Source organism: Paenibacillus qinlingensis (assembly GCF_013204845.1).
In the GTDB taxonomy this organism is placed as follows: domain Bacteria; phylum Bacillota; class Bacilli; order Paenibacillales; family NBRC-103111; genus Paenibacillus_E; species Paenibacillus_E qinlingensis.
The window spans coordinates 1-18,845 of the sequence record NZ_JABMKY010000043.1 but is presented as its reverse complement, the minus strand read 5'-3'; the positions used below and the strand labels follow the sequence as shown (position 1 = coordinate 18,845).

General features: G+C 45.5%; 19 protein-coding genes and 1 pseudogene. 14 read left to right on the top strand and 6 right to left on the bottom strand.

Translation table 11 applies throughout. The features are described from left to right. Positions 1-809: 809 nt before the first annotated feature. Positions 810-1,661 (bottom strand): SDR family oxidoreductase, encoded by an 852-nt coding sequence (locus tag HQN88_RS36680; protein ID WP_173121477.1) that lies wholly within the window; start codon positions 1,659-1,661, stop codon positions 810-812. 360 nt (positions 1,662-2,021) lie between these two features. Here HQN88_RS36680 and HQN88_RS36675 point away from each other — a divergent pair, with 360 nt between their 5' ends. Further along, positions 2,022-2,477 carry a GNAT family N-acetyltransferase gene (locus HQN88_RS36675; RefSeq protein WP_173121475.1) on the top strand — a complete coding sequence of 152 codons (456 nt, stop codon included), beginning with the start codon at positions 2,022-2,024 and terminating at the stop codon, positions 2,475-2,477. Between the two features lie 192 nt (positions 2,478-2,669). On the opposite strand, the gene HQN88_RS36670 is transcribed toward HQN88_RS36675, so the two are convergent. After that, positions 2,670-3,467: an HAD family hydrolase gene (locus tag HQN88_RS36670; RefSeq protein WP_173121473.1), complete on the bottom strand. Its 798-nt coding sequence runs from the start codon at positions 3,465-3,467 to the stop codon at positions 2,670-2,672. Positions 3,468-3,584: 117 nt separating this feature from the next. Between HQN88_RS36670 and HQN88_RS36665 the strand changes: the two genes are divergently transcribed. The 6 genes from HQN88_RS36665 to HQN88_RS36640 all read left to right on the top strand — a co-directional run bounded on the left by HQN88_RS36665 (position 3,585) and on the right by HQN88_RS36640 (position 9,223). After that, the gene (locus tag HQN88_RS36665) at positions 3,585-4,262 is read left to right on the top strand and encodes a DNA alkylation repair protein (protein WP_173121471.1); all 678 of its coding nucleotides are present in this window, start codon (positions 3,585-3,587) and stop codon (positions 4,260-4,262) included. 105 nt (positions 4,263-4,367) lie between these two features. Beyond that, positions 4,368-5,378 carry an ABC transporter substrate-binding protein gene (locus tag HQN88_RS36660; protein WP_274318822.1) on the top strand — a complete coding sequence of 337 codons (1,011 nt, stop codon included), beginning with the start codon at positions 4,368-4,370 and terminating at the stop codon, positions 5,376-5,378. Positions 5,379-5,392: 14 nt separating this feature from the next. Continuing rightward, complete coding sequence (locus tag HQN88_RS36655; RefSeq protein ID WP_173121469.1) at positions 5,393-6,433, top strand: FecCD family ABC transporter permease; 1,041 nt, start codon at positions 5,393-5,395, stop codon at positions 6,431-6,433. A 12-nt stretch (positions 6,434-6,445) separates the two neighbouring features. After that, positions 6,446-7,474: a FecCD family ABC transporter permease gene (locus tag HQN88_RS36650; protein WP_173121495.1), complete on the top strand. Its 1,029-nt coding sequence runs from the start codon at positions 6,446-6,448 to the stop codon at positions 7,472-7,474. A 215-nt stretch (positions 7,475-7,689) separates the two neighbouring features. Beyond that, positions 7,690-8,736 carry an adenosine deaminase gene (gene add / locus HQN88_RS36645; RefSeq protein ID WP_246320648.1) on the top strand — a complete coding sequence of 349 codons (1,047 nt, stop codon included), beginning with the start codon at positions 7,690-7,692 and terminating at the stop codon, positions 8,734-8,736. Between the two features lie 67 nt (positions 8,737-8,803). Next, the gene (locus HQN88_RS36640) at positions 8,804-9,223 is read left to right on the top strand and encodes a hypothetical protein (protein ID WP_173121445.1); all 420 of its coding nucleotides are present in this window, start codon (positions 8,804-8,806) and stop codon (positions 9,221-9,223) included. Positions 9,224-9,337: 114 nt separating this feature from the next. Here HQN88_RS36640 and HQN88_RS38245 read toward each other — a convergent pair whose 3' ends face one another. Then, positions 9,338-9,652: a hypothetical protein gene (locus HQN88_RS38245; RefSeq protein ID WP_173121467.1), complete on the bottom strand. Its 315-nt coding sequence runs from the start codon at positions 9,650-9,652 to the stop codon at positions 9,338-9,340. A 434-nt stretch (positions 9,653-10,086) separates the two neighbouring features. On the opposite strand from HQN88_RS38245, the gene HQN88_RS36630 reads away from it, so the two are divergent. The 3 genes from HQN88_RS36630 (at position 10,087) to HQN88_RS36620 (ending at position 11,891) form a co-directional block, all read left to right on the top strand. Then, complete coding sequence (locus tag HQN88_RS36630) at positions 10,087-10,542, top strand: NUDIX hydrolase (protein WP_173121465.1); 456 nt, start codon at positions 10,087-10,089, stop codon at positions 10,540-10,542. 12 nt (positions 10,543-10,554) lie between these two features. Next, on the top strand, positions 10,555-11,001 hold the full coding sequence (locus HQN88_RS36625; protein ID WP_173121463.1) for a hypothetical protein: 447 nt from the start codon (positions 10,555-10,557) through the stop codon (positions 10,999-11,001). Between the two features lie 131 nt (positions 11,002-11,132). Beyond that, a complete protein-coding gene (locus HQN88_RS36620; protein ID WP_173121461.1) occupies positions 11,133-11,891 on the top strand; it encodes a (S)-benzoin forming benzil reductase in 759 nt (252 codons plus the stop codon). Positions 11,892-11,921: 30 nt separating this feature from the next. On the opposite strand, the gene mscL is transcribed toward HQN88_RS36620, so the two are convergent. Then, positions 11,922-12,386, bottom strand: coding sequence for a large conductance mechanosensitive channel protein MscL (gene mscL / locus HQN88_RS36615; RefSeq protein ID WP_173121459.1), 465 nt, complete (start codon positions 12,384-12,386; stop codon positions 11,922-11,924). Positions 12,387-12,513: 127 nt separating this feature from the next. After that, on the bottom strand, positions 12,514-13,632 hold the full coding sequence (gene hisC / locus HQN88_RS36610; protein WP_173121457.1) for a histidinol-phosphate transaminase: 1,119 nt from the start codon (positions 13,630-13,632) through the stop codon (positions 12,514-12,516). Between the two features lie 149 nt (positions 13,633-13,781). Between hisC and HQN88_RS36605 the strand changes: the two are divergent. Beyond that, positions 13,782-16,436: pseudogene (locus HQN88_RS36605) on the top strand (ATP-binding protein); the annotation flags it as partial. A 92-nt stretch (positions 16,437-16,528) separates the two neighbouring features. Here the strand turns inward: HQN88_RS36605 and HQN88_RS36600 are convergent. Beyond that, positions 16,529-16,807 (bottom strand): hypothetical protein, encoded by a 279-nt coding sequence (locus HQN88_RS36600; RefSeq protein ID WP_173121453.1) that lies wholly within the window; start codon positions 16,805-16,807, stop codon positions 16,529-16,531. A gap of 153 nt (positions 16,808-16,960) precedes the next feature. Here HQN88_RS36600 and HQN88_RS36595 point away from each other — a divergent pair, with 153 nt between their 5' ends. From HQN88_RS36595 to HQN88_RS36585, 3 genes are all read left to right on the top strand, one after another. After that, the gene (locus tag HQN88_RS36595; protein WP_173121451.1) at positions 16,961-17,182 is read left to right on the top strand and encodes a hypothetical protein; all 222 of its coding nucleotides are present in this window, start codon (positions 16,961-16,963) and stop codon (positions 17,180-17,182) included. A gap of 67 nt (positions 17,183-17,249) precedes the next feature. After that, positions 17,250-17,642: a VOC family protein gene (locus tag HQN88_RS36590; RefSeq protein ID WP_173121449.1), complete on the top strand. Its 393-nt coding sequence runs from the start codon at positions 17,250-17,252 to the stop codon at positions 17,640-17,642. A 70-nt stretch (positions 17,643-17,712) separates the two neighbouring features. After that, positions 17,713-18,462 carry a YwmB family TATA-box binding protein gene (locus tag HQN88_RS36585; protein WP_173121447.1) on the top strand — a complete coding sequence of 250 codons (750 nt, stop codon included), beginning with the start codon at positions 17,713-17,715 and terminating at the stop codon, positions 18,460-18,462. Positions 18,463-18,845 lie beyond the last annotated feature (383 nt).

The window sequence follows — 18,845 nt, the reverse complement described above, 5'->3', positions numbered from 1 at the left end:
ATTGCCAGGCCGGCGGCAGTCCTATCTAACAGAATAAATTGTAGTGATGTGAAATAGACTTACAGATGCGAGTTTTGTATCTGTAAGTCTATTTTTATGAAGAAGTGTGCAAAAAGGAAAAGTAACATAGAGGTTTCTCACCTCGTGCGCCTCTCGGTCACACGTCGGCTGTCAAAGAGAGCAGGAGGGTGGAGTGTAAGAGTGGAAAGGTAGAAGGTAGAAGGTAGAAGGTAGAAGGTAGAACGGTAGAACGGTAGACCAGCAACAACAAGATATATGCGCCGATCAGCGCAATAGATGGAAAATATCCAGTTATATCTACCTAATTCTCTCAAAAAAGGAAGATAACTGGATTTTCTCCATCTATTTTTGGGCATTTTCAATGAAATCGTAACAATCGTCTTAATTAGATGGACATTTTCCATTTATTTCATTTTATAAGCTGAAATGCACGAAATTAGATGTAGTTTTTCCAGTTAATCGTCCAAACGAATGAGTCGAATTATCACATGCAAACCGTGCCCAGTCAGTCGATCTCTACATGCATATTTTATCACTTCATCAAAGGCACACACGTTATTCTTCGCAACAATCAGCATTAGTCCGAAATCTCCGAATTAAAACAGGGAATTCTTTATAAAAAAGTCAATTAGTCCGATTCTGCCGAATTATTTACCTATTTTCCTTGTGCGGGAGTTGCTTGGGTCGTTTTAGTTAGGCTATTTCGGACTAACTAAGATTTGTTGGCGCAGATAGCAAGATTAATTCGATGAAATCGGTCTAATTGGCGATGGGAGAGCAAGCCAACGCTACGATTTCCCCTTGCGGGTCATCTCTGCAAGTGAAACCCACTGCTCATCGGTCACCTCGAGCAGATCGTTGAACTGCCCGGCGCCTTGCAGCCACTCGCCGCCGTCAATCGTGATCACTTCGCCGTTAATATACCCGGCGAAGTCCGAAATCAGATAAGCGGCGAGGTTCGCCAGCTCATCTTTTTCCCCAACGCGCCCCAGCGGGACGCGGTGCAAGAGCTTCTGCGACAGCTCGGGCGTGGGAGCCAGTCGGCTCCACGCGCCGTCGGTCGGGAACAGCCCCGGCGCGATCGCGACTTGCCGGATCCCGTACCGTGCCCACTCGACGGCGAGTGAGCGGGTAAGGGCAAGCACGCCGGCCTTTGCGGCGGCGGATGGCACGACAAAGGCGGATCCGGTGGAGGCGTAGGAGGTGACGATGTTCAGCATCGTACCGCCTACACCTTGCTCGATCCACCTTTTACCTAGCTCCAACGTGGTGTAGAACGTCCCGTGGAGCACAATGTTCAGCACCGCATCGACGGCTCGCGGTGATAAGTTCTCGGTCGGGCTGGCAAAGTTGCCCGCCGCATTATTGATCAGCACGTCGATGCGACCGAAGTGCTGTTCCACGGCCGTGATCATGGCAGCAACCTGCTGCGGATCACGGACATCACAGGGATGGTAGAACACATCCCCACCGTCAGTGCTCATTTCTGCCGCTGCTTTCGCCAGCACTTCTTCTCGTCTACTCGTGATAGCCAGCTTAGCGCCGAGCGACAGGAATTTCTCACCCATCGCGCGGCCAAGCCCCGTGCCGCCGCCAGTAATAAGTACGACTTTATCTTGCAGTAATGCGCCATCGAACATTGGATTCACGCTCCTATTTGAAATATAGAGTGTATATGCTGCACTTAATAAGTAGGCTATACTTTTCCATAAACACGGTGAGAAGTCCTAGAGGGGCGGGGGAGTCGTTTATTTTACCTCATGGGTATGGTTATTAATCTCATGAAATCTTTATGTCTTTGATATTGCAGATAGCGCTTACATTAATGCAGATAACTCATGTTCTCACACCAGTAACCTTGCTGTCCAGTACCTATAGACGCATTGTCACGGCGCACAATCCCTTAACTTTATGTTGTGCAGAAATCCAAGAACAGTTGAATTGACCTTTGTAATGTTGTATTCTAGTCAATAAAAATTAGAGACAGAGGAGTGGCAAGAGTGGAGATTAAAGTAGACGATTTATCCGGTTCAGAAGTAAGAGCGCTCATTATGGAGCACCTTCTACATATGCAATCACTATCCCCGCCTGAGAGTACACATGCGCTAAATTTGGATGGATTGAAAAAGCCGGATGTGACATTTTGGAGTGGTTGGGAACAAGGAGAATTAGTTGGTTGCGGAGCGATGAAAGAGCTGGACAGTCAACATGGCGAGTTAAAATCAATGCGAACATCCTCCGCGCATCACAGAAAAGGAGTCGCGAAGCGAATTCTTGAACACATTATTAATGAAGCGAAGCAACGCGGCTATACGCGACTAAGCTTGGAAACGGGCTCTATGGAAGCATTCGAACCAGCTAGAAAGCTATATGAAAATTTCGGGTTTTCCTACTGCAAACCGTTCGCGAATTACACGGATGACCCGCTCAGTTCATTTATGACGTTGGAATTATAAGATCATTATAGTGGAGACCTTCAGGATGATGCTGGGGGTCTCTTTTTCATTGTTACTGGAGTCCGGAATCTCCAGAATGAATAAAGCGAGGGGGTAACGCTATTAGCAGGGGTGAATCATTTTGAGAGCCATCTTTATCCGCAATGTACCAAAAGAGGAGGTCTTATTCGACCTCCCCATCAATCCCCACCATTAATCCACCAAAACAAACTTCTCCAGCACATGCCTCACACCATCGTCGTTATTGCTCTTCGTCACGAAGTTCGCCAACGCTTTCAGCTCAGGCAGGGCATTCTCCATGGCAACGCCAAGGCCAGCAACTTCAAGCATTTCCCGATCGTTCCATGCATCGCCAAGTGCAATTACTTCATCTAATGAGCATCCGATGTGCTCAGCAAGGAACGTGATCGCGTGTCCTTTTGTACCTTCCTTATGCATGAACTCCAAATAGTGCGGTTTGGATTTCGTGATATGCAGTTTATCACCCAGTAGAGGGAGGAGCTCCTCACGGATTTGGTCACAAACCTCCGGTGTATCTACGATCAGCAGCTTGGGCTGAGGGATATGGATCCATTGACGCAAATCACCAATAATATAAGGTGTCTTGGACAAGCTTACATATTTTTTAATCTTATCGTTATCCTCAGCTGCATAAAGCTCATCCCCATGGTAAAGCTGAAGATGATAGTTGTTCTTCTCGCAGTAATCAAGCAGGAATTGTGCACTTTCGACAGGCACAGTGCGCTCGTACAGGACTTTCTCGTCTAGTAAATTTTTAATTAAAGCCCCTTGATACGTAATGATGGGGACGTTGAGTCCGATGTGATTAGCAATTTTGGCAGCAGAAGGGAAGCTTCTTCCTGTGGCGATGGTGACCGTTACCCCTTTGGCAACAGCTTGATGCATAGCCTCAACCGTCTCTTGTGAAATCGTCAAATCATCACGCAATAGCGTATCATCCAAGTCAGCAGCAACTAATTTATACGTCATGTTTCTCACCGATCCTATTCATCTTCTCTATTAAAATTCTGCTAATAGCATACCCGAATTGTTAGCGAATTGCTACAATAAGCACATAGGTTTTAGCTAAAAGGAGGCACTTTCACGATGACATCCCCCTACACGAATGACTTGGAAAAATGGCTTAGAGCGCATGCAAATGCGGAAAATGCACCAAGTATGGAAGCGTATATGAAGAATCATTTTCCATTCCTCGGGATTCGTAATCCGGAGCGCGTTGCACTGACCAAACAATTCACGAAGGAGCATGGCTTTCCGAAAGGGGAGGAGGCTGTTCGCGTCGCCCAAGAGCTGTGGTCATTGCCAGAGCGGGAGTTCCACTACACGGCTATTATGATGCTACTGCAAGTTAGGAAAACGGTGAACGCTGAGCACATTGACCTGCTGGAGCATTTCATCGTAACCCAATCCTGGTGGGACACGGTCGATACGATTGCGGATCACTTAATCGGTTTTCATCTCCAACGATTTCCCGAGCTGATTCCTGCTTATGTAGAGAAATGGTTAGCTTCCAATAATATGTGGCTGCAACGAACCGCTATTCTTTTTCAGTTGAAGTATAAAAAGAAGACCGATGTACCGCTGCTGTTTCACTGTATCACGACGATGGCTGACTCGAAGGAGTTCTTCATTCGCAAAGCGATTGGATGGGCACTACGCGAGTATTCCAAGACGGATGCTGAAACGGTACAATCGTTTGTTGCTAGCCATGATTTGTCACCCCTAAGTGTACGTGAGGCACTGAAGGTAATTCACAAAAAATAAGCAATTACTGGGATCTAGTTGAAATTGTTGACATTGAGAATCATTTTCATTATTATTAGTTGAGAATCAATATCATACATAAATAGATACTCAGGAGGGTCCACCGTGCCACGTTTCAACACAACCAAAACTACTAAAGTTACATTCACAGTCCTTTCAGTGTGCATGGCAGCTCTACTCGCAACAGCTTGCGGAAGTAACAAAGATGCAGCAAGCACAACAACACCAGCAACTTCAACTGCTCCGGCAGCTACTGCAGCAGCGACAGCAACACCTGCGCCTGCTGTTGATAAAGTTTTAAAAGATAGCATGGGTCACGATGTTAAGGTTCCAGCTAACCCGAAAGCAGTTATCGCGTCCTACTTGGAAGATCCGCTTCTTGCACTAGGTATTAAACCGATTGTTCAATGGTCTGTTAAAGAAACAACCGTACAAGACTATTTGCAAACGCAGCTAGCTGGTGTTCCTACCATTGCGTCCACTCTTCCGGTGGAATCCATATTGAAAGTTACCCCGGATTTCATGATCGTTGGCAATGAGTCAGCGGTTGAGAAAGGTCTATATGAGCAGTACTCCAAAGTTGTACCGACATTTGTGCTTGGCAACGAAGTAATAGCGGACTACCGTAAGACGCTTTTGAAAATGGGCGAAATTCTTAATAAAACAGATGCAGCGAACGCAGCACTGAAGAAATATGATCAAAAAGTAACAGATACAAAAGCAAAGCTTGCTCCAATTATTGGCGATAAGAAGGTTGCCATTCTATGGGTAACGAATAAAAACTTTTATGTCGTTAACGGTAAAGTTGCCAGCGGCGCGGTTGCTTACGGCGATCTTGGTTTGAAATTGCCTAATATTTTGGCTGTACTACCAGAAGCAAAAGCCAATTGGGTACCAATTTCACTAGAAAAACTTGCTCAATTAGACGCGGATTATATTTTCTTGGTTAACAGCGATAAAGGTCAAGCAGGTAACTTGGAAGATCCACTATGGAAGAACGTTCCTGCAGTTAAATCAGGCAAAGTATTCGAAATAGACAAAACAAGTAGCTGGTTATACAACGGTGTAATCGCTGGTGAGCGCGTAATGGACGATATCGTTAAACTTATTAAATAATTGGGGGTTAGGGTATGACGGGGTCAAAAAGTCAAGTTCCCGCAATCCATCCTCCTCTGAAATCACGTCCACTTGCTGCATCAGCTATTATTTTTGGTGGACTGGCCTTGTTGCTGATTAGCCTGATTGCCTCCATTTCGGTTGGGGCAGCAGATATCTCTTTCGGGCAGGTATGGCAAGCCATCTTTCAATTTAATGGGGATTCAACTCAGCATTTGATCATTCAACAATTAAGGCTTCCACGAGCAATCGCTGGAGCTTTAGTCGGGGCTGCTTTTGCTGTGGCAGGGGCGATTATGCAAGGTGTTACACGCAATCCGTTATCGGACCCGGGTATTCTCGGTATCAACGCAGGTGCAGGCTTCATGCTTGCCCTGTGTTTTGCCTTTTTACCGCAACTGCCATTTCATTATGTCATTCTATTCTCATTCCTCGGTGCTGCAATAGGAACGGGACTTGTCTATGGCATTAGTGCGTTGGCTAAGGGTGGCGTCACACCTGTTCGAATCGTTCTGGCGGGGTCTGCTGTCAGTGCCTTACTTGTGGCACTCAGCGAAGGGATTGCGATTACCTACCATATTGGTCAGGATCTCGCTTTTTGGTTTGCAGGAGGAGTGGCGGGTACGAAGTGGTTGCAAGTTGATATTATGGCACCTTGGATTATCGTTGCCTTATTAGGTGCAATGTTCATCTCACCTTGGATTACGCTGTTAAGCATGGGAGAAGATGTTGCAACAGGTCTCGGTCTACGCACGGGACTTGTGAAGTTAGCAGCTTTCGTGCTGGTTCTAGTCCTCGCAGGTGCAGCAGTGGCAACAGTAGGAGCTATCGGATTCATTGGTCTTATTATTCCGCACGTTGTTCGTTATCTCGTAGGTGTTGATTATCGTTGGATCATCCCGACTTCTGCCGTATTAGGCGGGTTGTTGGTTGTACTGGCGGATATCGGAGCTCGCATGGTCAATCCGCCATTTGAAACACCTATAGGTTCCATTATTGCTCTAATTGGCGTGCCCTTCTTCCTCTATCTAGCGCGTAAAAAGGGGAGGGATTAGAAAGTGGCATCTATGCAACCAGGAAGCATCAAGAAGCCGAGATTGGCTAAAGCGATCGCGGTGATGTCAATTTTAATCGTCCTCATTATTATTGTTTTTATTATAAGTATGAATACTGGCGTAATCCGTTTGAGCCCGCTTGAAGTGCTGCGAACATTTTTTGGAGGCGGTACTGCGAAACAAAGCATCATTCTATGGGATTTTCGACTTCCACGCATCGTGATTTCGATCCTGGTAGGAGCGGGCTTAGCGGTATCTGGAGCGATCCTGCAAGGGATTTCGCGGAATATGTTAGCTGACCCAGGAATTCTGGGCATTAATGCAGGAGCGGGACTGGCAATCATTCTGGTCGTATCCTTTTATCCCAATAATGTTGGGGCACCGTTATTCTTCATGCCGATGATCGCTATGCTGGGCGCGGGTTTGGCTGCTTTCTTAATCTATACGCTTTCGTATGTCAAAGGTAAAGGAATCTCATCATCCCGTTTGCTCCTTGTAGGTATCGCGGTTTCCGCAGGTATTGCTTCCCTGATGATGGTTCTTAGCATTCGCTTGGATCCGACCGATTTTCAGTTCGTTCAGATCTGGTTAGCGGGAAGTATTTGGGGAACTAACTGGAAGTTTGTTGTCGCTTTATTACCTTGGATCGTCATTCTTATTCCATACGTCATATACAAAGCCAATGTGTTGAATGTACTGAATCTAGGAGAGATGACGTCCATTGGGCTTGGGATAAGAATGGAACGGGAACGACTTGGATTGCTGGCAGCAGCTGTTGCGCTGGCAGGCGCATGTGTCGCTGTCGGTGGTGGCATTGGCTTCGTAGGATTGATAGGGCCACACTTAGCACGAAGGTTAGTTGGACCCAAGCATCAATTCTTGATTCCAGCTTCGGCACTCACGGGAGGGTTGCTGCTGATCGTCGCGGATACGATTTCTAGGGGAATGTTTCAGCCAACAGAGGTTCCGACGGGGATAGTGGCCGCTGTTATTGGAGCGCCATACTTTCTGTACTTATTAGTTCGAACGAGATCTTCGTAAGAAGACAAACATAGAAATCCACAGTAGGCTTGTTAGCCTGTTGTGGATTTTTTTTATTTTATCTGCCATATAGGAAATGTTAGGTAACATAACGCATATATTAATATGATAAATATTTGTTATATATATTGACATAAACATTACATTAGTTTAAAGTAATTAAAATTCTTCTCTAGCGCGCTGGCGCCTACGAGAGGCAAAGGGAGAGATGGGAGATGGCTCACATGCGAACGAATGATTTGTTGGCACGATTACCGAAGGTCGATCTTCATTTACATTTGGATGGAAGTGTGAAGCCCGAGACGATTTTGGAGCTCGCTCTCGAGCAAGGCATATCACTTCCTGTTTATGACAAGGATGGGCTGATCCCGCATATGCGCGTGACGGACAATTGCGGAAGTCTGATTGAATACTTAGGGAAATTCGATTTTACGACACGCTTCCTACAAACAGGTGCGGCTTTAGAGCGTGTGGCTTATGAAGTTGTTGAGCAATCCGTGGAGCATAATTGTCGTTACGTGGAGGTGCGCTTCGCGCCTCAACTGCATCGCCATATGGGATTAACGCTGGAAGAGACATTCTACTACGTCACGCAAGGATTAAAGCGCGCGAGGCGCGATTTTGGAACGAGATTCGGCGTCATTGCCATTTGTATGCGGAATCACCCCTGTGCAGATAATTTGGAAGTCATTGAAGCAGCAGCCAAGTTCGTAGGGAAGGGTGTAGTTGCTGTTGATTTGGCTGGGGATGAAGCGAATTATCCGCCTGAATTTTTCCGAGAAGTGTTCGCTAGATCACATAAGCTGGGCATTCCTGTTACCATTCATGCCGGGGAGGCAGCGGGTGCGGTTAACGTCTACGAGGCGGTCACACATCTAGGGGCATCACGAATCGGGCATGGGGTAAGACTTCGTGAGAATGCCGCTATTCTGGAGATGATCAAAGATCGTCGTATTCCATTGGAAATGTGTCCGATCTCCAATATACAAACAAAGGCTGTGGCTTCGTGGGAGGCGTATCCGATCCGGGAGTACTTGGATCAAGGTTTGATCGTAACCATCAACACCGATAATCCAAGTGTTTCGGGAACCGATATTACGAAAGAGTATCGCACAATTGCCGATCGCTTCGCTTTTACAACACCAGAGCTAGTGAAGTTGATCATGAATGGTGTGGAGGCCGCTTTTATGGATGAACACGATAAAGGGATTTTCAGAGGAGAGATGGAAGCTGAGCTTATCAGCCTGGGTGTATATAATTAAATGAAGGTAGAAGAGATCTGTTGCGATTACGCAGCAGTTTTTTTTGTGCACACGAGGAAAGCGAAGCTTGCCCGAAGTCGAAATCGAAGTTGAAGTTGAAGTCGAAGTTGAAATCGAAGTCGAAGTGGAAGTTGAAGTTGAAATCGAAGTCGAAGTTGAAGTTAAAGCCAAAGCCAAAGCCAAAGCCAAAGCCAAAGCCGAAGCAAAGTTAACGGCTAAGCCAAAGCGGAAGTCAAAGACAAAGTCAAAGTCAAAGTCAAAGTCAAAGTCAAAGTCAAAGTCGAAGCCCAAGTCAAAATCAAAAATCAAAAATCAAACCCCAACCCGAACCCCGAACCCCGAACCCGAACCCGAACCCCAATCCCAATCCCAAATCAAAAGCAAAGCCCCACCCCCACCACGCAGGATTGGTTGTTGGTTTATTAGGGAATATTCTCTGGGAAATGCAAATAGGCAACCTTTTCTCCCCATTTATCCTCCAAATTAGCAAATGCGTGCAAAAAGGCAACCTTTCTTTCGAATTTCAAGGAAATATCATCTAAACACACGAAATTGATGCCTATTTGCATCAATTTCCAAAAAAAACAAGTGAAATCCACTGTCAAAACTGCTCTTTTGCATTTTTGACAGCTCCCAACCCAACCAACTCAACCAACCCAACCAACTCAACCAACTCAACCATCGCAACCCCAACCCCAACCCCAACCCCAACCCCAACCCCAACCCCAACCCCAACCCCAACCCCAACCCCAACCCCAACCCCAACCCCAACCCCAACCGCAACCCCAACCCCAACCCCAACCCCAACCCCAACCGCAACCGCAACCGCAACCGCAACCGCAACCGCAACCGCAACCGCAACCGCAACCGCAACCGCAACCGCAACCCCAACCCCAACCCTAGGCGTTACCCACAAGGCATCCTAGCCAAGTGAATAACTGGATTCCCTACAGCTAATTCCAGCCAGATCACGCATTTTCGCAGACTAACTGGATTTCCTCCCGTTATTTCAGGATTATTTCGCCAAAAAGTGCTTTCCAAGCAAATTTAAATGTAGGAAATCCAGTTAAACTCCCAATAGGCTAGTTTTATCCAGAATTAGATGTAGGAAATCCATTTATTGCCCAAAAGCTACCCGGCCTAAGCAGTTGATACTGTCCCTTACCCATTTGAAAAGCTGATAAATGATGTAGCAGCGATATTACGTGGGCTTAGCATGTAAATTAGCTATAATTCTGGAGAAACGCTACGCTCCAAGAGAGACGGCGTAGACGTTTATGTTCAAGGAGATATCGCTTATGTTAAAATAAGGGATATTTTCAAATCCTTGAAGTCGGAGGTGCAATTGTCATGGAGTACTATAAACAACTTAGACAGTTCGTGGGGCATCGTCCCATTATTTTGCCTGGAGCAGTCGTGATCTTGGTTAATGATCTTGGGCAGGTCCTCTTACAACAAAGGCCGAATGAGACCTGGGGGCTGCCAGGAGGACTTATGGATTTGGGTGAGTCATTAGAAGATACTGCTCGACGGGAATTTTATGAAGAAACAGGTTTAACAATTGGGGCCTTAACATTAGTAGGTGTGTTCTCTGGCGCTCAGTATCATTACACGCTTTCCAATGGAGATGAATTTTATGCCGTAACTACGGCATATATGGCGCGTGAAGCTACAGGTGAGCTAGCCATGGAAACGGCTGAAACCCGAGATTTGCAATACGTTGATTTGCACAATTTACCGGAAGCGCTGGGGCAAGTATATAGGGATAGCATAGAGGCTTATTTGCAAAGTAGCTCAAAACACTAGGAGGCGAACATCGTGATGGTATCGTATGGTATCGTTCTTGTCTATGTTTTGTACATGTTATTCAAAAGTTACAGAGCGAATATAGCTAAGAAACAGGTTGGGACAGTTACGCTCGTTGGGTATAGCGACTACCAAAAAATATTCATTACGCTGCTGAGTTTGTTTTTCTTACCTTTTATTGTCACGTTAGATAGTAATGGGAAGTATGGGGTGTTATTCCTCCTTATTCTCCTGTCAGCCTTGCTGGATCGTACGTATCTTGGAAATAACGGCATTAAGGTAAACGATACTTACATTTCAAAAGAAGATATTCTCCATTACTATATGGTTGAAGGAAGAGTCAATCAATTCGAGATTTTTGTAAGAGGTAAATTAGACGTGGTAAGAATTACAGTCAATAAGCGGAAAGTGGAAAAACCGTTAGAGGAAATATTGGCAGAATGGAAGCCGGTAGGGTAGTATCGTAGTATAAAAAATAATAAATAAAAAAGGGGTCTCATTGGGCTAATGGCAAAGAAAATGGATACGGTATCCGTTCTCGCCATTTATAAGCCTAGCTTTTCAAAAATTAAGGGAGGCCTGCATACCATATGGATACTTATATCATTACGGGCGGTTCCAAAGGCCTTGGCGCTGCCATTATCCGGCAGTTGCTCGAGCAAGGCGCTGCGGTTCACTGCATTTCCCGCAGCGAGAACGAGACCTTGCGCCAAGAGGCGCTGCGCATGGAAGGTCGGCTGACCTTCCACGCTTACGACTTGGCGCAAACCGAAGGCATCGATTCGCTCATGGAGCGAATCCTTGCGAAACCAGTTGGCGTGGCGTCGGTCACGCTCATCAATAATGCGGGCATGATCGAGCCGATGGTCTCGATCGGCCGAGCAGCCCCAGACGACCTGCAGCGCAGCCTGCAGGTCAATCTCGTCGCACCCGCGGTGCTGACGAACAGCTTCATTCGGCTCACGCAAGCGTGGCCGATCGTGAAGCGGGTCGTCGGCATCTCCTCGGGCGCGGGGCGCAAGCCCTACCCCGGCTGGGGTGCCTACTGCACCGCCAAAGCCGGGCTGGACATGCTGACGCGCTGTGTCGGCGTCGAGCAGTTGAACCAGCCGCACCCGGTGCTGATTTGCAGCGTGGCACCGGGTGTGGTGGACACCGATATGCAGCGGGAGATTCGCGCTGCCTCGGAAGAGGACTTCCCGCAGGTGGGCCGGTTCGTCCAGCTTCAAGAGCAGGGGGAGCTGCGCTCCCCTGAAGAAACCGCCAAGCAGCTGTTGCACCTGCTGCACGCAAATGCATTCGAACAAGGCGAGATCGCCGACTTGAGAACGAAAGAGCCCGCGTCGTAATCCGACACGGGCTCTTTCTATCACATTGACCTATTGAATGCTGCCGCTAACCCTACCACCAGATGAAAGCTCAGAGGTGCAGAACTTGCAGCGTGATGCTTGCGCTGGAATTTCAGATAAGCAATGAGGACAATCTTTGGTTGTAACTGCTTTTTCCTTCGGTGCTTCCTTCTTGCGGAACTTGCCGATTTGACGAACAACCATGAAGATAACGAATGCCACGATTAAGAAATCCAAGAATGTTGATAGGAATTGACCATATCGAAAGACAGCGGTGCTCTTGGCAGCATCTGCAAATGTCTCATAATGTTTCCCATCCAACGCAACATACAAATCATTGAAATTCACTTTGCCAATGAGCAAACCAACGAGCGGCATGACCAAATCATTCACAATGGACGTAATGACTTTACCGAAAGCCCCTCCGATAATAACCCCGACTGCAAGATCGAGCATGTTTCCTTTGAATGCAAAATCTTTGAATTCTTTTAGCATGATATACCCCCATGAGACTATAATTAGATAGCATTGTACCATAGTTAATAGAGACCAAACAAATATGCTTCCATTAGCTATGGAGGTTATTTTATCTATAGGCAGGGGTGCTTCATCTACGACTTATCTATGCTTTTACGGCGACAATTTCCTTCAAAGCCTGAACAAGCACCGCATTGTCTTCGGAAGTTCCAATCGAAATTCGTACATGATTAGGAAGATTCCAACCTCCACCATACCGAACGATAACCCCGCGACTCATCAAATTATCATAGATAGATTTAGCTTGTGTTCCTAGATCCACAAGTACGAAATTACTCATGCTTGGTGTAAAAGGGATGGCTAGCGCAAGCAATTCGGTGTAAAGCTCCTCCCGCACCTTCACATTATTCGTACGTGTTGCTTCAAGATGCTGATCATCCTTGAGTGCAGCTACGGCGCCAACTTGTGCGAGCGTATTTACATTGAAAGGTTCTTTGACCTGGCGAATCCGTTGCAGAATACCTGCATCTGCGATGCCATATCCCACACGTATGCCTGCTAAGCCATAGATTTTCGAGAATGTTTGCAGCACAACAACAGGATAGCCTTCTCTTACTAGCGTAAGCCCATCGCAGTAATCATCAGCCGTAACGAAATGGCTATAAGCACCATCGAAGATGACCAGCACATGTGAAGGTAAGCTCTTTACAAGTCGATGCAGGTCCGTTTTGGTCATATAAGTGCCCGTCGGATTATTCGGCGAACAAATATAGAGCATTTTCGTGCGTTCTGTGACAGCCGAGAGAATCGCTTCTACTTCATAGCGATAATTCTCCCCAAGCGGTACGTGAATGATGCTGGCTCCCAGTAAGTTGGCTCCGAATTCGTACTCGCTAAATGTGGGGGAGGGCACGATGACTTCATCGCCAGGCTCTAAGTAAGTTTCAGAGAGCAGCGTAATCAGTTCATCACCGCCGTTAGTAACAAGGACTTGATCAGGCGAGAATCCGCGTTTCTCCGCAATAGCTTCTCTAAGACTGACGGTCTCTGCATCTGGATAGCGATGAATGTCAGATAAATAAGCTTGTATAGCCTCGAGAGCTAGAGGGGAGGGGCCTAATGGGTTTTCATTAGATGCTAATTTAGTAACTGATGTGAGCCCGAATTCACGTTGAACTTCCCAAATGGGTTTGCCGGGCGTGTACGGCTTCATTCGTGATAAAATGCTGCGTGGATTGATATTTTCAACACCTGGACCTTCCATGTACAACACTCCTTTTTGTAACAATGCTTTATTTAGATGATACATTAACTTGGTAAAGTAGTAAAGTAAAAATTTGCATATCAGTTAGTAGTAGTTTGGTATATGATACAATTATTAGGTGTTGGTCTGGTAGAAGGGGTGGCAATGGATTGAGGAAAATGAGATTCGGTATTCGTGCCAAAATTATGATTGGATATGCGTTCATCATTTTCTGCTTAACCCTTTCTTTTGTGCTTGTTATTCAACAGTTAGCTGCCATGCAGCGAGATCGCAATTATGTGATTGAGCATGATTTTGCCGTCAATAGAGAGTCGAATCTTCTTGAAAAATATGTTATGGATATGGAAAACGGGCAAAGAGGGTATTTACTCACGGGGGAAGCTAAATATTTAGAGCCTTATACGACCGGGCAGACCAAATGGAGAGATTCCTTTAATCAACTGAGAGAGTTGACGAGTGATACGCCAGTCCAAGAGAAAAATTTAATCGCGCTCAAGGAATCAATCGAAAATTGGCTTATACAAACTGGCGGGACCTTACCGACGATGAGGAATGGTCTTGAGAATGAGAGTTATTTTAATTTCACCTTCTTTATTACGCATCAAAATATTCTAGATATTCGCTCGCAATTAAGTCGATTTCGCAGCCTTGAAATGGGATTCGTGAAGGAGCGAGCGGCACATCTGGATGCACAAAATGAAATGTTGATCAACTCCTTATTTGTTATGTTGGGAGTGGTGCTCATTTTTTCGTTGTTAGCGGCACTACTTATTTCGAGATCCATTGTCGGGACGATCAAGCAGGTTACCAAGAGCATCATTAAGCTGAGCACTATGAAGCGGGATCGTTCGAAGCGCATTCATGTCACGATGAATGATGAGGTGAAGGATCTAGCCGACGCAACCAATGCGTTGCTAGAGAGCCAGGAAGAAATTGAGTGGCAGCAGCGGAAGTTGACAGAGGTCGTCCATATGCTGCAAGGTATTTCTGATTTGGAAACGCTAGGGACATCGTTTATTCGCAAAGCAGCGGAATTATTTGGAGCTTCCTTCGGTGTTTTCTATATTCGAAGCGTGCATGAAGCAAAGGCTGGCATGATGAAATTGGCGACCTATGCGGCGATGGAGGAAAGGGCTGAAGCTGGTAAACCTTTTTTTTATCTGGGTGAAGGTCTGATTGGTCAATGTGCGATTGAGAAGCGAATTGTACATCTCACACATGTCCCCGAAACGTATATCCTTTTAAAATCAGGACTGGGGTCAGCGAGTGCCCAAAGTGTTCTCATTGTTCCGATCATCCATAATCAAGAAGTCATCGCTATCATGGAGCTAGCTTCTTTTGATAAATTTACGTCGCTTCAGTTGAGCCTGATGGATGATATCTTAGAGGTGCTAGGAACAATCGTGCACAGCGTGCAAACGCGTGTTGAGGTTGAGCGTCTTCTTCGTGAGTATCAGGTTATGACCGAAGAACTTCAAAGTCAACAAGAAGAATTGCATCTGACTAATGAGCAGTTAGAGGAAAGGAATCGCTACGCGGATGAAAGGTCGAGGGAGCTCGAACACATGAAAGTCTCCTTTGAAGAGCATGCCATTCAGCTGGAGCTGAGTTCGCGGTATAAATCCGAATTCTTGGCGAACATGTCACACGAGTTGCGAACGCCTCTTAATAGTATACTGATTCTTTCGCAGATGCTTCAGGAGAATAACAGCAAGACCTTAACGCATGATGAGCAAGAGTATGCTCGTGTTATTCATTCTTCGGGCAATGATTTACTGCTCCTTATCAATGATATTTTGGATTTATCCAAAGTTGAAGCTGGTAAATTAGATATTCATATCGGTGAGTTGCGTGCAGATTGGCTCCCTGAGCTCTTATTAAGTCAGTTCGAGAAGGTCGCAGAACAACGAAAGCTTACATTTCGGATCGAGATGGATGCTCAAGTGCCCAAAATATTTTATACAGATGAACAAAGGCTCAGTCAAATTATCAAAAATTTGCTTTCTAATGCTTTTAAATTCACGCATGAAGGCTCTGTTCACGTGGAATTTCGCATGTGTAGCGTGGAACAAATTGTGGAACTATTGCCTTCGGCTATGCACATGCAGGTTATGGCAGTATCCGTTAAGGATACGGGTATTGGTATACCAACTGACAAGCAAGAAGTCATCTTCGAGGCTTTCCTTCAGGCCGATGGCACAACGAATCGCAAATATGGAGGGACAGGGCTGGGGTTATCAATCAGTCGGGAATTAGCCAGACTCCTTGGAGGTTGTATCCAGATGGAGAGCGTGGAAGGGCAAGGAAGTACATTTACGTTATATGTGCCTTCACTGCCTCCTTTATTAGAGGGAATGAACGCTTCGCATAAGGAAGTAGCGGTGGCAACAGCTAGCACGCTTGGTGAATATTTTATTCGAGACAACGGTAGCATTCCTGCGCTCGAGGATGCCAGTAGCAATCGTTTTAAAGGACGAAAAGTGCTGGTTGTAGATGACGATGTGCGTAATGTATTTGCACTTTGTAATGCATTTGAACAAGAAGGTATTATCGTGAGTGTTGCTCAAAATGGACAAGAATGTCTAGAACTATTGGCAAAGGATCCTAGTATTGAGCTTATTCTCATGGATATCATGATGCCGGTGATGGATGGTTATGAAGCGATGCGTCTCATTAGAAAAAATAATCACTACGCGGATGTGCCGATCATCGCACTTACGGCCAAAGCCATGAAACAGGATAGAGAAATCTGCTTGCAGGCTGGTGCATCTGACTATATTAGCAAGCCGCTGCATGTCAACCAGCTTCTCTCGCTTATGCAAGTTTGGTTGAGTAAATAAACCAGAAAGACCTTTAACTACCTCCCGATCGTGGAAGTGGTCAAAGGTCTTTTGTATTAATGGACATTACGTTCTGTAGATACTTCGAAATGATAAATTGTGTTGCGCGTCAATACACGGAAATCCGATCCGTCTTGATCAATCGCTTGCACACGTGTTGTTTTGAATGGTGTATGTTGCCGAACCCCTGATAACGTCATTGGACATCCTACCTCGGTCGGGTTCACTTCACGAAATGTTTGCCCTTGAATCTCATCGAAATCGAATCGATCTGACCGATGCTTTGGCGTAATCCCATCCACCTCATAGATTTGCAGTAGCTTTAACAACCTCATTCTGGTCCCTCCCGTCCGCGGTTTCGTTTTTATTATACACGGACACCTCATCTTTGGCGAAGTCTTCAAACCTAACATAAACCTAAAGAAGTCCTCATACTTTCTTAGCTTCCAAAATATACAATTGTTCTATCTGAACCGGGGGTGTTGCGAATGCTGCACACGAAAGTGATCATTGGGGAAAAAGAAGTTCTTATTTTTTTTGAATCCATATACCAAGAATATTCATTCCGAGCCGTTGAAACGATAACGAAGCACTTAAATAATGCTCAGATCAGGGAAGTATTTAATAACCTGGGCTTAGTTCATACGACGAATACAGAAGTAACGCTCTTCTCATTAAATGGAGAGATGGAGACAATTCCAATGTATTAATCGCGGCCTAGCTCTTTCCTTTATTTTTAGCTAAAATGAAGGGGGTAGATTAAGGAGGCAAATACATATGACTGTTATGAAATTAGAACATGTAGGCGTCATGGTAGCGAACTTGGAAGCGTCTATAGCATTTTATGTTACTGTAATCGGACTTAAGCACAAAGGAACGCTGCTTCATACGAATGGCGTTATCCGACTTGGTTTTCTTGGCTTTGAAGGTGCAAATGAAACAGAAGTTGAATTAGTTGAAGGTTACAATGCGAACTTGCCGCAGGAAGGCAAAGTGCATCACTTAGCTTTTACTGTAGATGATATCGATGCTGAATTCTCTAGAATTCAAGCATTAGAGGTTGAACAACTGGATACGGAAATTACTACACTTCCTAACGGTTCTAAGTATTTCTTCTTTAACGGGCTAGATGGCGAGCGAATTGAATTCTTCCAATCGACACGTGGATAGGTTTAATATTTGCTAGATACGGGCATCCTTTTACTAGAGTGATAGATTCTAGCAAAGAGGTGCTTTTTTCATGTCAAAGCGTTGGGTACAAATGATGATTGGCATCACGATACTGGGATTATTCTTCGGGTGGATTCGTCATGTGGATGCAAAGGCCGAACAAGATGCACAGCTATTACTCCGTGTGGCGAAGCCTTTTATGCAATCCAATGAACATATTACCTTTAAATATACAGGTTATTTCGGCACATGTGACGGTGTGAATGCCAAAGTGATGGATGCGGGTGAACGTTTGTCCAACAAGCTTGGCTTTCAATCTTACACGAATGAGCCGCTTTCTTTAAATAGCAGCATCTATACAGTGAAATCAGAAGTTGCTGGAAGTGCAGTCGCGACATTAACCGTCGCTAGTCCACTAGGACAGTCGGCTTGTTATGCTGTATTACGAGTGGATGCGCCGGGAAGCGCGGATCAAGATCAACTTTTGAAATGGCAGGAGCAGATGACCACACAATTGATTGGACAAGGCATTCAGGGTATGTGGAATGTAATGATACAAGGAAGTGCTGCTGAAGACCTTAGCTTATCGAATGACCCTAAGGAGTTCCTAGCTGAGTTAGTCCAAGCTTATAAAGGTAATGTTGTCGAGCGTTACGAAGATGGTACTACCTTCAGTGCATCATTGGTATCATCTGAATTCGAAGCTTCTATACGAAGCGGCAATCAAAAGGTGAACGTTCAAATCGCACTTCATCTAGATACGACTTCGGGCCTCTGGCGCTTAACGATAGGAACACCAATTATTACAATGGAATACTAAACGCGGAAAAGGGTGCAGGGATGCATTCTTTTTTTTTGTTTTAGTACTTGTAGGAACAATTCGAAACAATTGCAATAGTGGAACTTTTCCAAAGGGGTTGTAATTGATTTCTAGGCATGGTACATTAGTCCTCGTTGTTCTGAAGCAAACAACCACGACAAGCGAAATTGAAGTGGACTTGCTTTCAAGCAATGAGGTATGGTAAGATGACGTTCCGACAGACACCGACATAAATTGACAAGAAAAAAGTGCTTGCAATTGAGAAACGATCTGTGGTATATTACTTCTCGCTGCTTCGGTAACACGGTAGCGAACGAAAGAAATTGATCTTTGAAAACTGAACAACGAGTGAGTAAGCACAGTCGAGTAATCGACTATAAAAG

Excerpts from the sequence above, each read along its gene's own strand:
- HQN88_RS36670 (WP_173121473.1), bottom strand. The coding sequence starts at position 3,467 with ATGACGTATAAATTAGTTGCTGCTGACTTGGATGATACGCTATTGCGT.
- HQN88_RS36585 (WP_173121447.1), top strand. The coding sequence starts at position 17,713 with ATGTCAAAGCGTTGGGTACAAATGATGATTGGCATCACGATACTGGGA.
- hisC (WP_173121457.1), bottom strand. The coding sequence starts at position 13,632 with ATGGAAGGTCCAGGTGTTGAAAATATCAATCCACGCAGCATTTTATCA.
- HQN88_RS36595 (WP_173121451.1), top strand. The coding sequence starts at position 16,961 with ATGCTGCACACGAAAGTGATCATTGGGGAAAAAGAAGTTCTTATTTTT.
- HQN88_RS36590 (WP_173121449.1), top strand. The coding sequence starts at position 17,250 with ATGACTGTTATGAAATTAGAACATGTAGGCGTCATGGTAGCGAACTTG.
- add (WP_246320648.1), top strand. The coding sequence starts at position 7,690 with ATGGCTCACATGCGAACGAATGATTTGTTGGCACGATTACCGAAGGTC.
- HQN88_RS36620 (WP_173121461.1), top strand. The coding sequence starts at position 11,133 with ATGGATACTTATATCATTACGGGCGGTTCCAAAGGCCTTGGCGCTGCC.
- HQN88_RS36630 (WP_173121465.1), top strand. The coding sequence starts at position 10,087 with ATGGAGTACTATAAACAACTTAGACAGTTCGTGGGGCATCGTCCCATT.
- mscL (WP_173121459.1), bottom strand. The coding sequence starts at position 12,386 with ATGCTAAAAGAATTCAAAGATTTTGCATTCAAAGGAAACATGCTCGAT.
- HQN88_RS36650 (WP_173121495.1), top strand. The coding sequence starts at position 6,446 with ATGCAACCAGGAAGCATCAAGAAGCCGAGATTGGCTAAAGCGATCGCG.
- HQN88_RS36600 (WP_173121453.1), bottom strand. The coding sequence starts at position 16,807 with ATGAGGTTGTTAAAGCTACTGCAAATCTATGAGGTGGATGGGATTACG.
- HQN88_RS36665 (WP_173121471.1), top strand. The coding sequence starts at position 3,585 with ATGACATCCCCCTACACGAATGACTTGGAAAAATGGCTTAGAGCGCAT.
- HQN88_RS36680 (WP_173121477.1), bottom strand. The coding sequence starts at position 1,661 with ATGTTCGATGGCGCATTACTGCAAGATAAAGTCGTACTTATTACTGGC.
- HQN88_RS36655 (WP_173121469.1), top strand. The coding sequence starts at position 5,393 with ATGACGGGGTCAAAAAGTCAAGTTCCCGCAATCCATCCTCCTCTGAAA.